General features: G+C 67.2%; 16 protein-coding genes and 4 pseudogenes. 8 read left to right on the top strand and 12 right to left on the bottom strand.

The window, feature by feature from the left end:
• Nucleotides 1-1003: 1003 nt before the first annotated feature.
• The gene (locus CES90_RS46430; protein ID WP_189780728.1) at nucleotides 1004-2314 is read right to left on the bottom strand and encodes a hypothetical protein; all 1311 of its coding nucleotides are present in this window, start codon (nucleotides 2312-2314) and stop codon (nucleotides 1004-1006) included.
• Between the two features lie 219 nt (nucleotides 2315-2533).
• Here CES90_RS46430 and CES90_RS46425 point away from each other — a divergent pair, with 219 nt between their 5' ends.
• Nucleotides 2534-3085 (top strand): hypothetical protein, encoded by a 552-nt coding sequence (locus CES90_RS46425; RefSeq protein ID WP_189787936.1) that lies wholly within the window; start codon nucleotides 2534-2536, stop codon nucleotides 3083-3085.
• Between the two features lie 192 nt (nucleotides 3086-3277).
• Here the strand turns inward: CES90_RS46425 and CES90_RS46420 are convergent, their stop codons facing one another.
• The gene (locus tag CES90_RS46420; protein ID WP_189787937.1) at nucleotides 3278-3661 is read right to left on the bottom strand and encodes a hypothetical protein; all 384 of its coding nucleotides are present in this window, start codon (nucleotides 3659-3661) and stop codon (nucleotides 3278-3280) included.
• A 404-nt stretch (nucleotides 3662-4065) separates the two neighbouring features.
• Nucleotides 4066-4215: a hypothetical protein gene (locus CES90_RS46415; RefSeq protein ID WP_189787938.1), complete on the bottom strand. Its 150-nt coding sequence runs from the start codon at nucleotides 4213-4215 to the stop codon at nucleotides 4066-4068.
• Nucleotides 4216-4742: 527 nt separating this feature from the next.
• Between CES90_RS46415 and CES90_RS46410 the strand changes: the two genes are divergently transcribed.
• Together CES90_RS46410 and CES90_RS46405 are read left to right on the top strand one after the other, a co-directional pair.
• Entirely contained in the window at nucleotides 4743-5243 is a 501-nt protein-coding gene (locus CES90_RS46410) for a VOC family protein (protein WP_189787939.1), read from the top strand.
• 456 nt (nucleotides 5244-5699) lie between these two features.
• Nucleotides 5700-5951: pseudogene (locus CES90_RS46405) on the top strand (transposase); the annotation flags it as partial.
• 5 nt (nucleotides 5952-5956) lie between these two features.
• Here the strand turns inward: CES90_RS46405 and CES90_RS52535 are convergent.
• The 3 genes and pseudogenes from CES90_RS52535 to CES90_RS46395 all read right to left on the bottom strand — a co-directional run.
• Nucleotides 5957-6157: pseudogene (locus CES90_RS52535) on the bottom strand (IS982 family transposase); the annotation flags it as partial.
• 3 nt (nucleotides 6158-6160) lie between these two features.
• Nucleotides 6161-6526 carry a hypothetical protein gene (locus tag CES90_RS46400; RefSeq protein WP_189787940.1) on the bottom strand — a complete coding sequence of 122 codons (366 nt, stop codon included), beginning with the start codon at nucleotides 6524-6526 and terminating at the stop codon, nucleotides 6161-6163.
• 1 nt (nucleotide 6527) lies between these two features.
• Nucleotides 6528-7013, bottom strand: a complete 486-nt coding sequence (locus CES90_RS46395; RefSeq protein ID WP_189787941.1) for a TetR/AcrR family transcriptional regulator — start codon at nucleotides 7011-7013, stop codon at nucleotides 6528-6530.
• Between the two features lie 638 nt (nucleotides 7014-7651).
• Between CES90_RS46395 and CES90_RS46390 the strand changes: the two genes are divergently transcribed.
• Nucleotides 7652-8188 (top strand): hypothetical protein, encoded by a 537-nt coding sequence (locus CES90_RS46390; protein WP_189787942.1) that lies wholly within the window; start codon nucleotides 7652-7654, stop codon nucleotides 8186-8188.
• A 247-nt stretch (nucleotides 8189-8435) separates the two neighbouring features.
• Here the strand turns inward: CES90_RS46390 and CES90_RS46385 are convergent, their stop codons facing one another.
• Nucleotides 8436-8747, bottom strand: coding sequence for a hypothetical protein (locus tag CES90_RS46385; RefSeq protein ID WP_229914428.1), 312 nt, complete (start codon nucleotides 8745-8747; stop codon nucleotides 8436-8438).
• A gap of 451 nt (nucleotides 8748-9198) precedes the next feature.
• Here CES90_RS46385 and CES90_RS46380 point away from each other — a divergent pair, with 451 nt between their 5' ends.
• The 3 genes and pseudogenes from CES90_RS46380 (at nucleotide 9199) to CES90_RS46370 (ending at nucleotide 11540) form a co-directional block, all read left to right on the top strand.
• Nucleotides 9199-9879, top strand: coding sequence for a class I SAM-dependent methyltransferase (locus CES90_RS46380; RefSeq protein WP_189787943.1), 681 nt, complete (start codon nucleotides 9199-9201; stop codon nucleotides 9877-9879).
• Nucleotides 9880-9993: 114 nt separating this feature from the next.
• A pseudogene (locus CES90_RS46375) lies at nucleotides 9994-10409 on the top strand (prepilin peptidase); the annotation flags it as partial.
• Nucleotides 10410-10760: 351 nt separating this feature from the next.
• A complete protein-coding gene (locus CES90_RS46370; protein WP_229914429.1) occupies nucleotides 10761-11540 on the top strand; it encodes a class I SAM-dependent methyltransferase in 780 nt (259 codons plus the stop codon).
• On the opposite strand, the pseudogene istB reads toward CES90_RS46370, so the two are convergent.
• From istB to CES90_RS46355, 3 genes and pseudogenes are all read right to left on the bottom strand, one after another.
• Nucleotides 11537-12328, bottom strand: a pseudogene (istB, locus tag CES90_RS46365) (IS21-like element helper ATPase IstB). The gene CES90_RS46370 and the pseudogene istB sit on opposite strands and share 4 nt — an antisense overlap.
• Entirely contained in the window at nucleotides 12325-13986 is a 1662-nt protein-coding gene (gene istA / locus CES90_RS46360) for an IS21 family transposase (RefSeq protein WP_189787953.1), read from the bottom strand. Before istA ends, istB begins: the two are co-directional and overlap by 4 nt.
• Nucleotides 13987-14092: 106 nt before the next feature.
• On the bottom strand, nucleotides 14093-14470 hold the full coding sequence (locus tag CES90_RS46355; protein ID WP_189787945.1) for a hypothetical protein: 378 nt from the start codon (nucleotides 14468-14470) through the stop codon (nucleotides 14093-14095).
• Between the two features lie 568 nt (nucleotides 14471-15038).
• Between CES90_RS46355 and CES90_RS46350 the strand changes: the two genes are divergently transcribed.
• Nucleotides 15039-16958: a hypothetical protein gene (locus CES90_RS46350; protein ID WP_189787947.1), complete on the top strand. Its 1920-nt coding sequence runs from the start codon at nucleotides 15039-15041 to the stop codon at nucleotides 16956-16958.
• Nucleotides 16959-17012: 54 nt separating this feature from the next.
• Here CES90_RS46350 and CES90_RS46345 read toward each other — a convergent pair whose 3' ends face one another.
• Both CES90_RS46345 and CES90_RS46340 read right to left on the bottom strand, forming a co-directional pair.
• Entirely contained in the window at nucleotides 17013-17660 is a 648-nt protein-coding gene (locus CES90_RS46345; protein ID WP_208921684.1) for an NlpC/P60 family protein, read from the bottom strand.
• Between the two features lie 426 nt (nucleotides 17661-18086).
• Complete coding sequence (locus CES90_RS46340; protein WP_189788692.1) at nucleotides 18087-18638, bottom strand: peptidoglycan-binding domain-containing protein; 552 nt, start codon at nucleotides 18636-18638, stop codon at nucleotides 18087-18089.
• Between the last annotated feature and the right edge of the window lie 9 nt (nucleotides 18639-18647).

The raw sequence follows: 18647 nt of genomic DNA, 5'->3' as shown, positions 1-18647 counted from the left end.
TTGCCCTGGGTCTTGCCGGGGATCTTGGTGAGCTGGGTTTTTGCTGGTCAGGGGCGGTGGGGTCGTGCGCCTGGTGGTCGTCGTTGGTCGTCATTGGCCACTGGTGAGCAGCCTCGGACGGCCCAGAGACGGCCCGGCACAGACACGAAAGTCAGCTCTGCCGGCCGCGCGCTCATCGGGAGACGGTCCCGCGTTGGCCGTCGCTAGTGTCCCGCCCACCGTCGCAACTTCCTGGTGACATGGGCCTTGTGAAGGCTGGCTGTCGAGGCTTCGCTCGGGCTCGTCATGAACGCCGTGATAGGGGTCCATCGCTTACCCCCCTTGCGAGCCGTCCATCTGACGGCGGGGAAGGCCGTGATCTCCGTGATGCTCTCTCGCGGAATCACGCGTGTGCGCAGGTAGCCGCGGATTGAGAGTCTCCCGCGCTCACACGTCACGCCGAGCCGGTAACCCCTCACGGCAAGGATCACGAACCCAATCACAGCGAAACAGGCCGTGAGCCGCGAGAAGCCGGTACTGGCTTGTGCTGCGTAGGCCACAGCAGCGGCCGCCGGGACGGCTCCGAGGCTGCTGTTCGCAAGACGGTTCAACATCGGTGGCGATAGCTCCACGACGCTCCTCGTCTGTGCTGGTGCCTGCCGCTGGCAGCGTACTGGTACCTCAGCTTGGGAAGCTGAGGTGATTCGGGGTTAGCCGCCGTCCCGACCTGCGGCGGAGCCTGAGCGGCGTCCGGTTGGCTGCTTACCGCTTGCCCGGCATTCCCCGTGGTTCCCCGCACGACCTGGCACGCATCTGGCACGCCCCCTCATCTTGGCCGATCACACGTCTACCCGAGAGTCGTCGGACTCGGCATCGCCACGACGCAGAACGACGTCCGCAGTTCCTCCGGCTCTGCGGACGGCTCAGCCTCATGCTCGCTGGGCCGTCCGGAATCCAGTCTCGGCCGCCGAGCTCCGCCGTTGTCCGGCGACATTAATGAGCCGGAAATATCAAACCGCGAGGGTCAGATCACCTTTCCATTTTCGATGATGATGTGTTCCGCGCAGAATCGAAGAAGGGGCACCTCGCGAGCCAGTTCCGCATCGTTAACGAAAGGGAAATAGCGCGGGCGTGCGCCATCCTTAGCGTGCACGAGGGAATTGCGTGTCTGGTAGATCCTCTTGGCCAGGGCGCTTTTCACTTCGGATTCGCGTTCATTGGCGAGGTCAACCGTGACATTCTCGGAAAATGATGGCGATTGCTTCTTGTAGTAGTCGAGTAGATCACTGTCGTGAGCGTGTAGTTCGCTGGCGAGTCTCGGGAGGTCTACGTACTTCTCAAGGACGAGATTAAGTGCGCGCTGTTCGTCCACTCCTCCCTCATCGCGAACCTTTCTCTGCGTAGAAGAGATCAGCTTGATGACGCCCTGAATATCTTTAGCTCTCTTGAGGGAGAATGCGGGATCGGCAATTTTCCTGCGCACCTGCTCTACGAAATCGTCATTGAATACGCGCTCAAAGAAGTGCTCTGCGATGTGATAGTACGAAAGGTACTGGAGCATTGGGCTGTCGGCGGAGACTGCGAGTTGGTAATGGTGCACGAGGTCGGATTTGTAAGTCATTCGAGGAGCATCCATCGCTGCGTCGGCTGCCCGACCTCTCCTCCTCACGCGGCCCGAGGAGACCAAGTGCTCCAAATTATCCGCAACTCGATAGGAGACATCGAAGTTGTAGGCGAGTTGGAATAGAAAGGCCTCGGAGATCTCCCTGAAGTCGGACCGCGGCTTGGCCGATTCTATTTTCAAAGTGATGATTGGAAGGATTGCTCCGACGATTCCCCGAGCAAGTGGAGCGCCAGGCTTGATCATCTCCTTCACGTTGTCGGGAGACAAGTAGATTTGCAAATCTCGCCGATTGCGTGACGTGCGCAGGAAATTTGCCCTTCGTGCCTGATTGCCCTCTTTGATTTCCCTGAGTACGCTTAGTGAAAATTCTAGACTAGGGTCTCCGATGGAAAATTTGAGACCATTTTCATCGAAGGAGGATGTTTCTTCTACAGCGCGAATGCTGAACCCCATCCGCGCAATGCTCGTGGCGTTTCGGACCACCATTACTTCAAAGGAAGTTCCCCAGTTTACTTCCGCGCCTTGCAATCCCCTAGCCGCATTAGCGCGTTCCATAGCAGACCTGATCTCTGCGACTTCAAGTCGGTCAATTCGATGCGCTGTGTCAAGGTTAATTGGTCTCTGCAGGATCACTTGACTTTCCGTCCATGCATCGATTGCCAGGACGAGTTTCAGGCAATTCATCGCTTCTTCGAAATCGATCTCGGTCATATTGATCCGAAACGGTAGGTGTTCCGGGTCGTTGATCCCTGTGTGAGTGAACTGGTGGGGGACGCACGGCAGTTGTCGCCGTTACCGCGCTGGTCTGCACAGGAGTTCAACCCCGTGTGCGACGCGGGTCGTACGCGGCGGACCGTACGTTCTGGGAACACAAGGGTCCACCAGGGATGGGCTCCACAGTCCTTCTCTTTTCCTCAAGGGGGAACCACAGTGCGACGCAAGACACTCTTCGCTGCCACACTGGCCGCTGCGGCCGTACTCGGCGCTGGGTCGGCCACCACCGGTCAGGCGGCAGCGGCGGCGTCCGCTCCGCGAGGCGCCGTCGCGACGTTCGAAGGCAAGAAGACCGACCTGTCCGGCGGTTGGGGCGCGGCGAAGGCCTGCGGCGTATGGCAGAACAGCGTCAACTGCTTCCGTACGACGGCCGAACTGGACCGCAAGGCCACACAGGTGTACGCCGACCGCACCGCGGCCGGCATACGGGCGCGCTGCTCGTCCCCGCTGGAACTGGGCGAGCACATCGACCTGCGCCCCAACGGACGCATTCTGCGGTTCTACGACCGCGGATCCTGGCAGAACCTCACGCGCTACAACTTCAACAACAAGACGTCCTCGTACCGGACCGGCGCCTGCACCGCTCATCTCGCCGAGAACCTCGGCGGCGAGGGCAACTGGTATCCGGGCAACACCGGCCCCAATCACTACGAGCGGGCGATGAGCAGCCGCTGGAACGACCGGGTGAGCTCCATCAAGATCGACTGAGCCGGGGGAGGGGAAAGTCCCACGGGCTGGGCCCGCCAGGTCCGGCCCGTAGGGCTGTCCGGGCTGTCAGTGATCTGCCTCACGCCTGGCATCACGCCGGCACCCGCAAGGTTCTTCCGCCCGGGCGTCTTCACTCGACCGGGTGCGCAGCCCGCGCGTGTGCCGCGCTGTGGGGCAACCCAAGGGTGTCCCCTACAACTGCGAGTACAAGCGAGGCAATGACCGCAGGTTGAAGTGGTTCTTGTACCGCTGGTACTGGTCTGAACCTTCGTGACGGCTCGTCAGTTTATCGACCCTGTTGGTAAAGCCGTAGTCGCTGATGAGCTCACCGAACTCCCAGCAGTAGGCACCGCGGGCCTCACCCGCCGCCACGGTACCCGCTGAGGGGAACGGACGAGCCGGCCCCGTACGGACATTGACGGTCTCGTACGGTACGACCACATACGGCCCGCCCAGGACGCGGGCGGCGCCCTGCTCGCCAGCGGAGGACACAACAGCGGTCCCTGTAGTGAGCGGGCCGAGCAGAGCGACCGCACCGCCGCCCACGTTCTGCTCGGGCAGGTGGCCGACGCCCATCACCGCCTGGCCCGGATGTAGGCCGACGGCGGTTACACCGGCAGCCTCGTCGAGAACTGCCTGGCCGCCTTCGCCCTGGTCCTGGCGATCGTCAAGCGCAGCGACGACATGCGTGGCTTCGTGGTGCTGCCCAAACGGTGGATCGTCGGCGCGATGTTCGAGGAAGCCCCAACGAAGGGCATCGGCCTCTGACCGAAGCGGTCATCACGTAGGCGGCCGGCGGGAAGTCCCGTCGGCCGCCACCGCGATGTCCCCTGGGCACCAGAGGACAAGTAACCCGTGAGGAGGGCGGGTAGAGCCCATCGTCGGACGGCGCAGCAGTGCGGTCGGTCGATCGCCGAGGGAGGCGGCACTGCACCATCCACCAGCGGCAGCGATCACGGGGCGGACGCTGTCGGGCGCAGCTACTCGTCGGCTGCCGCCTCGACCTCAGCAAGGAGATCCTGGAGCTGCTGCTCGACGGAAGGCTTCCGCAAAAGCGCCCTCTCGTACGCCTGGGGCAGCGTCGGCCCCTTGTGCGTCATCTCGTTGAGGAGTTCGATCAGCGAACGCACAGAGACAGGCCCGACGCCGTTGAGACGGAGAGCGGCGAACTCCTCGGCGGTGAGCGGGTGCGGGCGGTCGTGGCGCAGGACCGTCAGACGCGGCTTCTCGCTCTGATCGCCGCCTGGATGTCTCCCGAATCGTCTGCCGAAGCGGCCCGGCTCTTCGGCGTATTCGACGCGACCGAGATATGCCCCATCGGAGAGGAACCAGGCGTCGCCGGCTCTACTCCTTCCAGCCGATCGGCGCCGATCCCCGGTCCGTCATCGACCGGACGACCCCGCTGGCAGACCCCGTCGGACGCGCTGGCCCGGCACTTGGACTTGTGGAACCAGAAGGAAGGCGCTTTCCGGTGAGCCGACGTGTCGCCACCACCGGCATCGGTCGTGGTGGCACCCAAGAACGACCCGGTGCGGACCCTTGGGGACCGAGACGCGGTCCGTTCCGTCCAGCAGTTCGATCATTCCGACCGGTACATCTTCCTCAGCTCAGTAAGATCGATCAGACATGCGGCAGAACCAAGAGGGATGGGAGCCCGATGCCCGTACGCCGGCTCAACCATGCTGTCTTGTTCGTCCGTGATATCGAATGTTCTGTCGCCTTCTACAGCCAGGTGTTCGGCTTCGCCGTCGAGCACGAGATACCCGGCAGGGCCGCCTTCCTCAGGGCCCGGGGCAGCGACAACGACCACGACCTCGGCCTCTTCACCCTTGGAACCGACGCGCCCGGCCCGCAGCGCGACCGCGTCGGACTGCACCATCTCGCCTGGGAGGTCGGCACACTTGGTGAACTCGCCGAGACGGCGGAGCTGCTCAAGGCGCGCCAGGCTCTGACGGGGAGCACCGACTTCCTGGTGGCCAAGTCCCTGCATGGCGTGGACCCGGACGGCAACGAGTTCGAGGTGATGTGGCGCGCCCCACGCGCCGACTGGCCGACCTCGGAGGAGAACCAGAAGCCGCTCCCGCTGGACCTCCGGTCGGCGATCGACCGATGGGGCCCCGATCTGAGAACGGGAGCGGCTGCCGGGTCGGTCACGTGACAGCGCATCGGGCCCGGCGGCGCGAGGCCGGCCGGCGGGCGGAGTGCTGTGGCATACGCCCGTTCAAAGGACTTGCTGACTGCATGGTCTCTTCTTCGTTCGCTCCAGCAGGCGCTGAGGCACCTTCGGACGGCGTTCGGAACGTCCACGTGGCCTCGTCGGCGATGCACGGCTTCGTGTGCCAGTTCTCGACGATCACCTGCCTGTCGGCGCAGCTAAGCGCGTATCCAGAAGGCGGGCGTACTCCGCGCTGCGCCGGCGGCGGTGGGCCTGATCGCGGCCGTGGGCGGTTGCGGGGTTTGTCTATTGATTGTCTACGGGCGTTGGTTGGGTGTTGAAAGGCCTGGTCGAGGCGGTTGGATGGGGGTGTGCCGCCTGGTGTGAGTGCCGGGCCGGCACCGGTTGTTGCAGCCGTGCGGCTGTGGAAGAAGAAAGGGGGAGCGCACGTGATCCGCTGTGTGCCCCAAGGGCAGCCTGGCGATCCGGATCCGGGACCAGTTGGGCGTGCTGTTCACCGATGAAGAGTTCCCGGACCTGTTTCCCGTGCGGGGCCGGCCTGCCTGGTCACCTGGAAGGCTCGTGCTGGTGTCGGTGCTCCAGTTCGCCGGGGGCCTGCCGGACAGGCTGCGGGGACGTATGGATGGGAAATACGCGCTGAACTTGGAACTCACCGATCCTGGCTTTGACTTCTCGGTGCTCGGCGAGTTCTAGGGGAACAGGTGCCGCAGTCGGGCGTGGGGGAATCGGAGCCAGTGCCGGGCCGAGGGGAAGCCCAACAGCACTTGCGCCACAGACAGGCACAGCAGTTCCGCGTCCGACAGCTTCGGCGGTCGCCCGATCCGGCGACGAGGCGACACATGGTCGTCGATGAACACATTCAGGGCCGCCAGAAGGGCGTCCAAGCCGGCGGTCACGGTTCAGCCGCGGGCGATGGTCTGTTCGATGAGGGCCACCGTGGCGCGGGGATCGTCGACCTCGATGACGAGACGGTCGTACCTTTCGGCGTCGGCGAGTTCGATGACGACCGCCTTGTCCGGGTTCTTCACGTCCCAGAAGAGGCGTTCACCGTCGCGGCGGAAGCGGCCGGCGGTGATCACACCGGGGAAGTAGGTGCCACCGACGCGGATGCCCTTCGGTTCGCGGGCGATGCCGGGGTCGTGGGTGGCGCCACGCACGTGGGTGAGGGGGATTTCCAGGCGGCTCTTGAAAGTCCAGAGCTTGTCGAGGCCCTGGAATTCGGCGGTCAGCAGGCCGCGTTCGCGGTCGATGGAGATCAGGGCCATGTCAGTGCTCCTTTGGGGCGGTCGGCTGGGCGCGCAGGCGCAGGCGGGTACCGAGGACGGTGGAGGCGAGTTGAGGGGCGGCGTCACCGTGAGAGGGGCGCAGGGCGTCCTCCAGTGCGGTGATGCCTTCCGCGACCAGCGCGGCAACCTCTGGGTCGTGGGGAGCGCGTTCGGCGGCGGCAAGAAGGAGAAGTCCGGCGGCCGGGCCGTTGTCGTATGAGGCAATGGCTGCGTTCAGTGCCTGCCTGGGGTCGGTGAGGGTGGCGATGGCGGCGCTGGCCGGGTGGATCTCGTGGTCGAGGTGGTTTCGCAGGGCGGTCAGATGCAGGCCCCGTTTGGAGCCGAATACTTTGTAGAGACTGCCTCGGTGGATGCCTGTGGCTGTGACCAGGTCGTCCACCGAGGTGCCCTCGTAGCCGTGGGTGGCGAAGAGGGCGGCCGCGGTACTGACGGCCTGATCGGTGTCGAAGGCGCGTGGTCGTCCCATGCCCATGACCGTATGCGATTAAAGAACGACCAGTCAAGAACGAGCGTTCTCTTACGGGGGGTGCAGGGAAGCCGACTCGTCTCTGGCGACGCCCCTGGTGACGATGCGGTGCTGTTCCGGGTCCGGCGGGCGCGAACGTCTTCGCGCAGGGGCCTGGGGCTTTGCGGCGGCGGCCTTGTGCCCACTCATCCAGGCACTGCGGGGCTTTGTCCGTGTGGTCTTGGCGACCGTCTTCTTCGCGGTGGTCTTCTTGACCGGCGCCTTCTCTTCGGCATCTCGTGCACGTTGCCCTCGTCCTCGCCGAGTGGACCTGGCCCGCGCCACCGACTGCTTCAGGGCCGCCAGCAGTCCACCGCCTCGCCCGGCGCGGCCTCCGCCGCCGGCGCCTTCGGCAGTTCGTGCCCACCGCTACAAGCTGATGGGGATCCGCGATTTTGGCTCTGCCCGAAGTTCCGTGAACGATCTTGAGCTTGGTGTAATGCCAGGGTGATGTTGGCGCCGAGAATCGGGGACGGCTTGGTGTGTGCGTGGGGGGGAGAGAGATGGCGGCAGCAGAGATTCGGGGTGTCGTGAAGGGGCCGACGCGGTTGGACTGGGAGCTGATGCCCCTGGTAGGCGTAGGGCCGCTGTGTTTCGGCATGCGTATCACTGAGGTCGCCGCAGTACTGCCGGGCATGACCGAGCTGCGTCGGTTCCAGGCTGACCCCTCGTTTCGCGAGGCCCTCGGCGTGGAGTTCGGCACAGGGCGTGCGGAGTCTGCCGTGTACGCCTACTTCATCGACGGCCGGTTGTTCTGCGTCGCGGTGGACGCGGTCCACGGACCCCAGGTGACGCTCTGGGGACGGGAGTTGACCGCCTGCGTCCCAGCCGATCTGGAACGGTTCTTCTTGCATGCTCACGCGTGTGGGCTGCTCGATGTGTCCTACGGTCCGCGGGGGAACCCTGGAGCCAACGGGCTCGGTCTGGTGGTGCGGGTGCAGGAGGTCGCCAACGGCGTGGTGACCCGGCCGGTCATGGTGGGCCGCACCTGGGCCGACCGGTGCACCGACGACTGGGAAGGCACGATCCCGGAGTGTGAATGGGTGGGCCGCCTGTGGCCCCATCCAGGTGAAACGGCATCCTGGCCCCCGCCCGGCCACAAGACGCACTGGGGCGGCTGGCGACCTCCCTTCTAGCCTGGTCCCTTCCTGCTGCGAGCTTCCGGCGCATGCGGCGTTCCCTGGAGGCCCACCTGCGGATTCACGGAACTTCGATCAGAGCTTTGAAACCCGGGCGACGTGGCCGTCGATCTCGATCTCGACGTCGTCGCCGGGCTGCCACGGGCCGGGGGTCCAAGTCCTGCGGGTCAACCGGGCGGCCGCCGTCCACGGCCGCCCGGTCCAGCTCCTGGTGAACTGCTGGCTCAGTCGGCTCCAAGCTCCACTATGGAGTCGCTACCCAGGTGTAGACGGCACCGCCGAGCGACACGAGCACACCTACGGACACCAGCACCCTCTCCGATACCGGGTGCATCCACCGCCGCCTCGGCGGCTGGTGGAGGGCATGTTCGCGTTCGACCAGGCGCAGTGAATCAATGTCAAGAATCGTTGCCAGATGCTCCTGAATCTTCTTGATCGCGTCCTCAGCCAGGAGCGCCGAAGCTTGAAGCCTCATGGTCTCCGAATGCGCCCCAACGAGGATGACGGCCGCCACCAGGCACATCACTCCTGCTGCACCATGCATGTCTGCGTTCACAGCTGCCGCGTAAGCCGTAGCCGTGACCGCAAGGAAGACCAACAGTGCGTTGAGTACCTGGTATGCACGTCCCCCGTGGCGTCATGGGAGCAAGATGGCAGGCGCCGTCAGCACCGTCCAGAGGGCCGTGAGCTGCCCCTGCGCGTCTCTGCGCTGATCTTCAGATGTACCTGCGCGCGCAGGGCTCCGTAGTCAGGAAAGGGCCCCGGTTCTGGCGTCGCGTCGCCGGAGCGAGCTCGGGGGCAAGGAATCCGCGACGGTCAGCGGACGGCTCTGCCGACCTCGCTGTGACGAGGCGCCGTCCTCTCAGCCAGGGATCGCGCGGGAGCGACACTCGAGAGGCCGCGGTCAGGCTGCCTCGATGACGTCCAGCGGGATGCCCTTTGGACGCCGTTTTGCCGGACCGGCAACAAGAGTGGCAGATCGGGACGCGGTGGGCGACGGTGGGCCCGTGACCGACAACATCGCAGCAGGATCGCCCGCATCCCACATTCCCTCGTCTGCCGACGGATACGTCGGAGACCCCGCGGTGCGGGCGGAGTGGGACAACCGGTACGCCGACCGTCAACAGTTGTGGAGCGGCCGGCCCAATGGTGCGCTCGTGGCCGAGGTCGCCGGGCTCACACCCGGGCGGGTGCTCGACGTCGGCTGCGGCGAGGGCGCGGACGCCGTCTGGCTCGCGCGCGGCGGCTGGGACGTGACCGCGCTCGAGGTCTCGGGCGTGGCGCTGGAGCGGGCGGCCGGGCATGCGCGGGATGCAGGCCTCACCGTTCACTGGGTACACGCCGAACTCACCGAGGCGGTGCTCCCGCCGGCCTCCTTCGACCTGGTTTCCGCGCAGTACCCGGCCTTGCTGCGCACCCCCGACGCCGCGGCCGAGCGAGCGCTGCTCGCGGCCGTCGCGCCCGGTGGCGTGCTGCTGCTCGTGCACCATGCGGGGATGGAGACCCAGCAGGCGCACGAGGGCGGCTTCGACCCGGCTGACTACGTCTGGCCCTCGATGGTCGCCGCTCTGCTCAACGACGACTGGGAGGTAGAGGTCGACGAGCAACGGCCACGCGTGGCACCCGGCGGTGGCGCCGGCGCGCACCATACCGACGATCTGGTGCTGCGCGTGCGCCGGCTGCGCTGAGAGACTCCTCGGCTCGCAGCAGACCCGGCAACTGGGCGGACGCGGTTCACCGTTCCACTGACGACGGGCTGCGGTCTCTCATGGTTCAAGAGTGTTCTTGCTGCTTCGAACCCGCACCTCGCTGCAGTCGACGTCGGGGAGCACCGGCTGCCCGACGTGCTCACCCTGCCGCTCGCCGCAGCCACGCTCGTGCTGCTCGGTGGTGCCGCGTTGCTGCCCGATCCCGACGGCAGCTGGGCGTCTGCGCTGCTCGGTTCCCTCCTTCTGGGAGCCTGCTTTTTCGTGCTCTGCCTCATCAGCAAGGGCTTCGGGTTCGGCGATGTGAAACTCGCCCTCGTGCTAGGCGCCGTCCTGGCTGGTACGGCTGGCCCATCGTCCTGATCGGGACCTTCGCCGGGTACCTGCTCGGCGCGCTGTACGGCATAGCCCTCATCCTCGCAGGCCGGGCGGGCCGGGCGACCAGGATCCCGTTCGGCCCGTTCCTCCTCGCCGGGGCATTCGTCGGCGTACTCATGGGCTCCTCCGCCTGATGAAACGGCGGGTGCTCGCGGACTGGCTGCATAGCTCTCAACGAGTGTCGTTTGTCGATGAGTTCGGATGTCATCCGAGGGCCCGTGAGGCTTGGAATATCGGTGAGTTTCGATGTCACTCGGACGCTCTGGCAGGGCCTCCGTAGGCCGCGGAGAGCATTCCCCCGGCGCGAAGCGCCAGGGCGTCGTAGACATGGCTGGGCAGCACATGATCTCGGGGGAGGCATGCGCTGCCTCAGGTTGTCCGGGTTCTGTCTCAGGTTCAGCGGATAGCGATATCGGGTGCGAGAGGTTCCCGGTGTGGCGGATGCCCGGCAGGGTGGGGACATGACTGTGGGATTCAGTGGCGCAGTGGCCGAGTACTACGCAGAGTTCCGGCGCGGGTACCCCTCCGAGGTTTTCGACGCATTGCAGGAAGTCTTCGAGTTGTCGGAAGCCGACGTCGTACTCGACTTGGGGTGTGGCACTGGCCAGCTTGCCCTTCCTTTCGCTTCCCGGGTTCGTTCCGTGGTTGGAATGGATCCCGAGCCGGACATGCTGCGGCTGGCCAGCGTTGCAGCCGACGACCAGGGAATCAGGAACGCGACCTGGATCCTTGGCGCCGACACCGACGTTCCGGCGCTTGGAGCCCTGATGGGGGAGCGGTCGCTGGCACTGACGGTGATCGGACAGGCTCTTCACTGGATGCAGCACGAAGAACTCTTCCGTGCTGTGTCGCCGCTGCTCCGCGTAGGCGGAGGCATTGCGGTGATTTCGAACGGAACGCCGCTATGGCTGCAGAACAGCGCATGGTCCCGAGCCCTGCGTGGCTGTCTGGAAAAGTGGTTGGGAACCACGCTGGAAGCATCCTGCGGTACCAGCAGCCGCGACAGGCTGAGGTATGCGCAGGCGATGGAGTCGGCGGGCTTCGTCGATGTGCGGGAGATCGTAGTCGAATACAGCGGTGACCTGACCTTCGATCAGCTGTTCGGCGGCGTCTGCTCAGCAATTCCCGCCGACCAGTTGCCCGGACCGGACGAACGCGCTGTCTTCGCCGAACGTATCCGGCAAGCACTCCCCGCGGACGAGCGGTTCACCGAGCACGTGAGGGTGTCCACGCTGGTGGGACGTGTCGGGGTCGTCGATGCTTAGCCGGCTGTCGCACCGGCCCGTGCCCGGGTCTGGGCGAGGCGGTAGGAGTCCGTGCCGGTCTCGATGATGGCCGCGTCGAAGGTGAGCCGGTCGACGATGGCCGTGCAGAGCCTCGGATCACTGAACGTCTTTGTCCAGCCGCCGAAGCTCTCGTTGGAGGCGATGGCGACGCTGTTCTTCTCCTCGCGTTCGGTCAGGACCTGGAACAGCAGCTCGGCGCCCCTGCGATCAAGCTCCATATAGCCTTATTCGTCAATACAGAGGAGATCGACGCGTCCGTAGCGGGCGATCGTCTTGGTCAGCAGCCTTTCGTCGGCTGCCTCGACGAGTTCGTTCACCAGTTTGGTGGCGAGGGTGTAGCGGACGCGGTAGCCCGTCATCGCGGCCTCCGTGCCCAGCGCGATCAGGAGGTGCGATTTCCCGGTGCCCGAGTCGCCGATCAGGCAGAGCGGCTGTCCCTTCCTGACCCACTCGCAGGTCGCGAGGGTGTTGATCGTGGCGGCGTCGACATTGGGGTTCGCGTCGAAGTCGAACGCCCGCAGTGACTTCTCGCGCGGGAACGCCGCGGCCTTGATCCGCCGTTCCGAGCGGCGGCGGGCCCGGTCGTCGCACTCGGCCAGCAGCAGTTCGGCGAGGAAACCCTTGTAGGACATCTGATCGCGCTTCGCCGCCTCGGCGAGGTCGGGGAACTGGCCCCGGATGGTGGGCAGCCGCAGCATCCGGCATGCCGGGTCGATGGCGGTGTCGGCGGCTTGTTCGGTCAGGCCGTGATGGCGTTGGGCACTCACGTCGCTTCTCCCTCGGTGGCAGGGGCACCGCCCGGGCGGCGGTGTCGTAACAGCTGGTCGTAGGGGGCCACCGAGGGCAGCGGACGGGTGTCGGCCGGCAGATGAGACATCCGCCAGTCGGACAGGAAGGTGACCGTCGCCCGCTGCCGCCCAGGCGGCTCGGGCAAAGCAGCGTGGGCAGGGATGGAGGCCGCCAGTTCGTCGGCTTCAGCGGCCTTGCGGGCCTCCAGGGCGACCGCGTCCGCGGTCAACGCGCCGGCCCGCAGGGCCGTCGCCAGTCCGGCGACGATGTGTTCGTGGCTCATGTGGCGGCCCAGCAGCAGGACTTCGATCAGGGCCTTGGTGCCGTCCTTGTCGCCGTGGGCCGCCCGGGCGGCCGCCCACCAGTCGTCGTGGACCGGCGTGAACTTGCCCGCGGACTTGGCCTGTTCGAGAGCTGTGGCGCCGGGGAAAGCGCCGGGCTTGCGGATCAGTGCCTCCAGATAGTGGTCCAGCTCCAGGCGCGAGCCAGCTTTCGTGCTGAGCCGTTCGTGGCGGGCGACCTCCTGGCCCCGGTCGTAGACGATGAGGTGGCTGGCGTGCAGCATCACCCTCACCGTCCGGCCGATCAGCCGGACCGGAACCGAGTAGCGGTTGGTCTGCGCGGCGATCTGGCTGTAGCGGTCCACTCGCGGCGTGAAGAGCCGGCCCGTCTCGAACAGCTCGGTCGGCAACGGCTTGAGCAACGGCGCCTCGACGGCGAAGTACTCGCCCACCGTCCTCGCCCGCGAGCGGATTTTTCGGCCCTCGTCCTGAAGGTCCCACCGGTCGACCATCTCGTTGAGCTCGGCCAACGAGACGACCTCGGGAACGGGGACGAAGTGATTGCGCCCGAAGTACCCGATCTGCCCCTCAACACCGCCCTTCTCGTGGGCGCCTTCGAGTCCTGGCCTGCAGTAAAAGCTCTCGATGCCCCAGTGCGTGCGAAACGCGGTCCACCGCTCGCTCTCCTGGCGGTGCCGGGCGAACCCGAGCACCTTGGCGACCGCGGCCTTCAGGTTGTCGTAACGGACCTTGCCGCGAGGGGCACCGCCCAGCACGGACAGCGCGTGAACGTGGCCCTCGAAGAACGCCTCCTGGCCGCAGGACGCGAAGACCCGGTGGACCGCCTTACCCGAGTACGACAGCCGGAAGGAGAACAGATAGCAGCGGGTCACCACGCCGGCGAGCACGATCTGCACGTCCCCGAAGTCCACTTCTGCCTCGGCGCCCGGCAGATGGGTCTGCGGCACGAACACCTCCGACGGCCCCCGCCCCGCTTCCTGACGGATCTCCCCACGACGCGTGGCGATGTAGCCGCGGACCATCTGATACGAGATCTCCGTCGCGGCGTACTCGTCCAGTAGCCGGTCGAAGACCCGCTTGGAGGTGTGCCGCTGCTTCGGCGGCGCGTCCAGATCCCTGCGCAGCATCTCGTCGATCAGCGGCCTGTAGGGATCCAGCCTGGTCGGACGCGGAGGCAGCTTCTTGCGCGGCTCGGGCCAGACCAGGTCCAGTGCCTTGCGGACCGTCTGCCAGGTGACCCCGTACTTGCGCTGCAGAGCACGCATCGACATCCCGGCGCGGTGGTCCCGGCGGATCGCCGCGTACAGATCGGCCTTGGATTTCGACAGGCGCATCGGTGCCCCCAGCAGGAGAAGCACAGCCATCGTCCCACCACAAGGCCCCAACTGCCATTAAAACTCGACGACATCGTCTTCGCCCACACGACGGTGCCATCCGCGCTCAACGACAAACGACACTACGACTCACCGACAGAGCCACGCGGACTTTCCAGGCGCTCAGCAGCATGAAGTCCCGCACCGGCCGGACGTCCCGGTGGGGAGCCAGCGCGTCACGCAGGTCATCGAGCGCGTCTGATGGCCGTGAGGAGTTGAGGGTGACGTCCTGGGTGAACGCTTCCGTCGCGACGATGCAGGCGGCATCCAGGTCACCGAGCGGGAGTTGCGCGCGGGCGGTGCGGATGAGGTGGGGGACGCGGTCGCGGGCGTAGCCGTCGCCCGCGTCCTGGGCATGGCGCGCCTGCTCGAAGTGGGTCAGGGCGCGGTGCGGCGCGTCGAGGTCGAGGGCGGAGGATTCGGCGAGCATCTCGATCTCGCCCATTGTGTTGGCGCTTCAGTCTGTCTCACAGATCACGCAGTTACGAGAGCGTAACTGAGTCTCAGAGGGCTACATGGAGCGCATGGGTACGTCGTCCGTCCGTGGTTCCGAAGAGGAGAGAGGCCCTGTAGAGGAGGAGCGTCAGGAAGCCGTCGTCCTCATGCACCACACCTCGGCGGCACGGGCGAGCGGAGGCTGGGGGTTTGACGCGTCCGCCATGTTGGAGCGGGCTGGCGTACACGACGGCAAGTGGTTCGTGCTCGGAGCCGACGGCTCGTACGACGTGCACCGGAACAGTGGCTACGACGTCGTAGTTCGGCCCGGCATGACGACTCGAAGCGTCCCCGTTTCGTGAAGATCCGTGACGGCTCGAAGCGGTCCCCGTGCCGGCATGGGCAGGTCTCTGCCGGAGTCTGAGAAAGCTGTCGATGTTCAAGGGGAGCCGATTCCCGCTGCCCGGGTGGGGCTGCCCGAACGACGTCGCAGTCAATGACGTGTACGCGGGTGAGGGCCGGTTGTGCTTGGACTGAGGGCCTTGTCCCCACCGCGAGCCGGCGGGGATCATGACCGCGTGCAGCACGGAGAGGAACTCCACGAACTACTCGCACGCGCCGGACTCACGGTTGTCGAGGACGTGCGCCCGGGCAGCCTGTTCCCGCCGGAGGCCGCCTGGCGGATCGCGCGGGGGATCGCGGCGCCGGACGGCGTGGCCCGGGGAGCGCTCGATGCCGCGTGGTGGCGCCGTCTTTGCGATGTCGACGGCGAGTTCCTGGTGGCCGTCCTCAGGCACCGGATCGGCGGCAACGACTCCTGGTGGACCCGGGTCCGGCACGCCGGGAGTGGCGTGCCGGAGTTGACCGGCGACCCCGGGTTCGTGGCGCTCTCCCTCGACGGGCAGGTGCTGCTGGCGGAGGTGCCCGGCGCGGGCGGGCCCCGGGTGACGGCCCTCGACCGACTGCCGGAGCGGCTGGAGGAGGCCGCCGAGGCCGCCGGACGCGAGACGGAGGCCGAGCGCGCCGAGGTGTGGACGGCGGTGCCCGGCCGACATGCGTGGCCTCTGCACTGGGCGGAGGGGATCGGATCCAATCCTGCCGCGACGGACGAACTACTGATCCGGCTGCTGGATGTGGACGAGGGCTTCCTCCACGGATGCGACCGGCCCTCCGTCCTCGACGCCGCCCTGGCGCACCCCGATCCGCAGGTGCGGTCGCGGCCCGCCGACACCTTCCGGCCCAAGCTCACGTCCGATCAGTGGGTACACCTGGTCCGCGCCGAGCCGTCGCCCGATCGGCGCGTGTTCTGGGCGGAGCGCGCCTGCGTCTGGGGCGCCGAACTCCCCGATGACCTGTACGACGACCTCCTCGCCGGCCCGTCCCGCGCGCGAGCCGCCGAACTCCCGGGGCTCCCCGCACATCACCTCCCTGGCCTCGCGGCCGACGCCGATCCCCGGGTGCGGGCGGCGGCCTGTGCCCGGTGGGAGGACCTCGCCGCGCCGCTGCGGGAGCGGCTGCTGGCCGACACCGACGACGCGGTGCGAACGGCTGCGCTGCTCGCCCACCACACCGGCGTACCCATGCCGCGCGAGGTTTTCGCCGCCCTGCCCGACCCGCGGCGGGCGCTCGAACGGTGCCGCCTCGCGCCCGAGCTGGAGGCGGAGCTGGTCCGGGACGGGGACGCGGAGATACGTCGGGCGCTGGCCGCCAACCGGGGCCTGAGCGCGCACGGCGTCGCCGTACTGGCGCAGGACCCGCGGGACGACATCCGCTCCACGGTGGCGCTGCGCCCCGACCTCACCGAGGAGCAACGTGCCGCGGTCCGCCACGACTTCGACCCGATGTCGATGTCGCACACCCTGCCCTGGGTCGAGGACCTGCACGGCGACGCCGACGCGATGCGCCGTCTCGCCGCGTCGTCCCACCCGCTGGTCCGCCGCAGTGTGGCCCGAGCCCGGCACCTCCCGCCGGATGCCGTGACGCGCCTGGCGCGGGACGGGGACCGGGTGGTCCGCCTGTTCCTCGCCGAGTCGTGCGAGGACGCGCCGGCCGACATGCTGCTGGAGGTCTGGCGCTGGTGGGACGGCAGCTTCAGCCACCCCGACCGGCCTCACAGCCACCCCAACTTCCCCCGTGCGGGCCTGCTGCGCTACATCGCCGACCCCAGCGGGCGAATGCGCCGCCTGGCCCTGGACGATCCGGAGTCGACACCGGCCGACGTCGCACGCCTGGCCCGGGATCCCGAAGCCGAGGTGCGCCGCCGCGCGGCTGAGGACCCCCGGCTGTCACCGGCCGACGCGATGCGGCTGCTGAACGACCCGGAGGCTTACGTCCGCGGCACCGCGGTGCGCAATCCGCGGCTGCCGGCCCGCGTCCTGGCCGGGCTGCTGCACGACCGCGACACGGCATGCGCAGCGGTCACCAACCCGGCGATCCCGGTCCCCGTCCTGCACCGCATCCTTACCGCGGCCGTCGCAGCCGTGGCAGCCCCGCGCTGAACACCGACACCCCGCACGGCGGCCGTGGTGGTCCGCCGCTGAACTCCGGCACCCCTAGTAGGGCTCCGTTAGGTTGCTCTGGCTCTTGGGTTTGGGCTGGTGGTGGATGTTCTGGGCAGGGGGCGGTGGCAGGTGGTGCAGGTGCCGGTCCAGCAGTTCAGCAGGTCCTGGATGGTGCTCGAAGATCACTACGTGACGGAAATCGCCGTCATCCTCGCGGTAGTCGATCAGCAGGTCACCCTTCTTGAGCTGACTCACGCTGCTGAGCCGCGTGGTGACGCCGTTTCTCGAGTCGGCCAGCCCGACGGTGTTCAGGCCGGGCTTCCCCAGCCCGAGCGCCATGGAGACAAAGCCGGAGCAGTCCTGGCGGTAGCCGTCCTTCCAGACGCGCTCCATGCTGTAGGGGACCGGGCGTCCGTTGTTGGCCGTGAGCCAGGAATGGGCCCGGTTGATCATCACGTCGGGCGAGAGCGTGGCCGTGCTCATGGTCGACAGCTCGCTGCCCTGGGTGACGAGCTTGCTGTCGGCCTCGGGCTCGGGCCCGTAGTCGGTCTCCTTCTGGGCGGCGACCGTCGCCAGCTCCGAGGAGTTGCTGTCGGCGAGCGACGGTACGACGGCGATCGCGGCGGCCGCGACACCTCCGGCGGCGACGCCTATGAGAGTGACCTGCGCGCGGCGCGTGAGTCGGCTGCGAAGAGACATGATTCCCCCGTATTTCCTTTTGTTGTGGCACGCCGAGCCGAGTCGGCCGACCAGTGCTTGGAGTGCTTGTCGTTCATCGGGTGCCGCCTGTGGCCCCTGACGGGTCATCACGACGGCAAGGACTGCTGCCCGGGCCCGGCGTTGTTGCGAAGGACGGGACCAGCCAGGCGGTTTCGTCCGGATCACTGGGTGGACCGGAGGGGACGCACGCGGCCTGTCCCCTCCTGCACGAGGGGACGGGCCGCGTGTGTCAGGGGCGCCGGCCGTCCTTGATGCGGCCCTGTGGCCCTGTGGCCCTGTGGCCCTGCGGCCCTGCGGCACCTGCCAGGTGCCGCAGCACTTCCCGTCGTCGCGGTCACCCCAGATCTTGATGGCGTGGGCGTCGTTCGCCCAGCTGCCGACCGACGGCCTCGGAAGGACGTGTGGTCAGCTGCAGGTGCGGTAGTTGTAGCCCGCGAGGCGCCAGGCACTGTCCTGGACGAACCCGTACCGGTTGCTGTCGTCGCGCCTCAGGGTGAAGTCGTGGGCCGCGCCGTCGTACGTGAGGTAGAGCGTCCCGGAGGACGTGCTGCCCGAGCTGTACCGCAGCTTGTTGTCCGCCTTGCCGAGCGTCAGGGGGCCGACCAGTCCGTCGTCGTCCAGGCCCCAGCGCGTCTGAAGCCGCTTGCTGGCGTATGTGGTGTTGGGGCCGAAGACTCCGTCGATGTCCGCGTAGTCGTAGGCGGTGCCGTCGCTCTCCGTCGCGCCCTCGGCCCAGAGGATCTTCTGCCACAGGCAGGTGGCGTTGGACCTGGCGTAGCTGCCGGACGACAGCGTTCCCTCGTTGCTCCAGTCGTCCGTCCATGTGGTGCCGTAACCGGTGAAGTACCCCTGGGCGGAGGTGGCCGAGGCGGGCGAGGCGCTCACGGCCAGCGCGCCCGTCGCGACGGCGGCGGTGACGGCGGCTGCGAGGCGGGTCCGGGTCGTACGGAAGTTCATTGTGGTCCT

Origin of the sequence: Streptomyces capitiformicae (assembly GCF_002214185.1) — a bacterium.
GTDB classification, from domain to species: Bacteria; Actinomycetota; Actinomycetes; order Streptomycetales; family Streptomycetaceae; genus Streptomyces; species Streptomyces capitiformicae.
The sequence above is the reverse complement of the archived record's forward strand: the minus strand, read 5'-3'. Positions and strand labels throughout refer to the sequence as shown.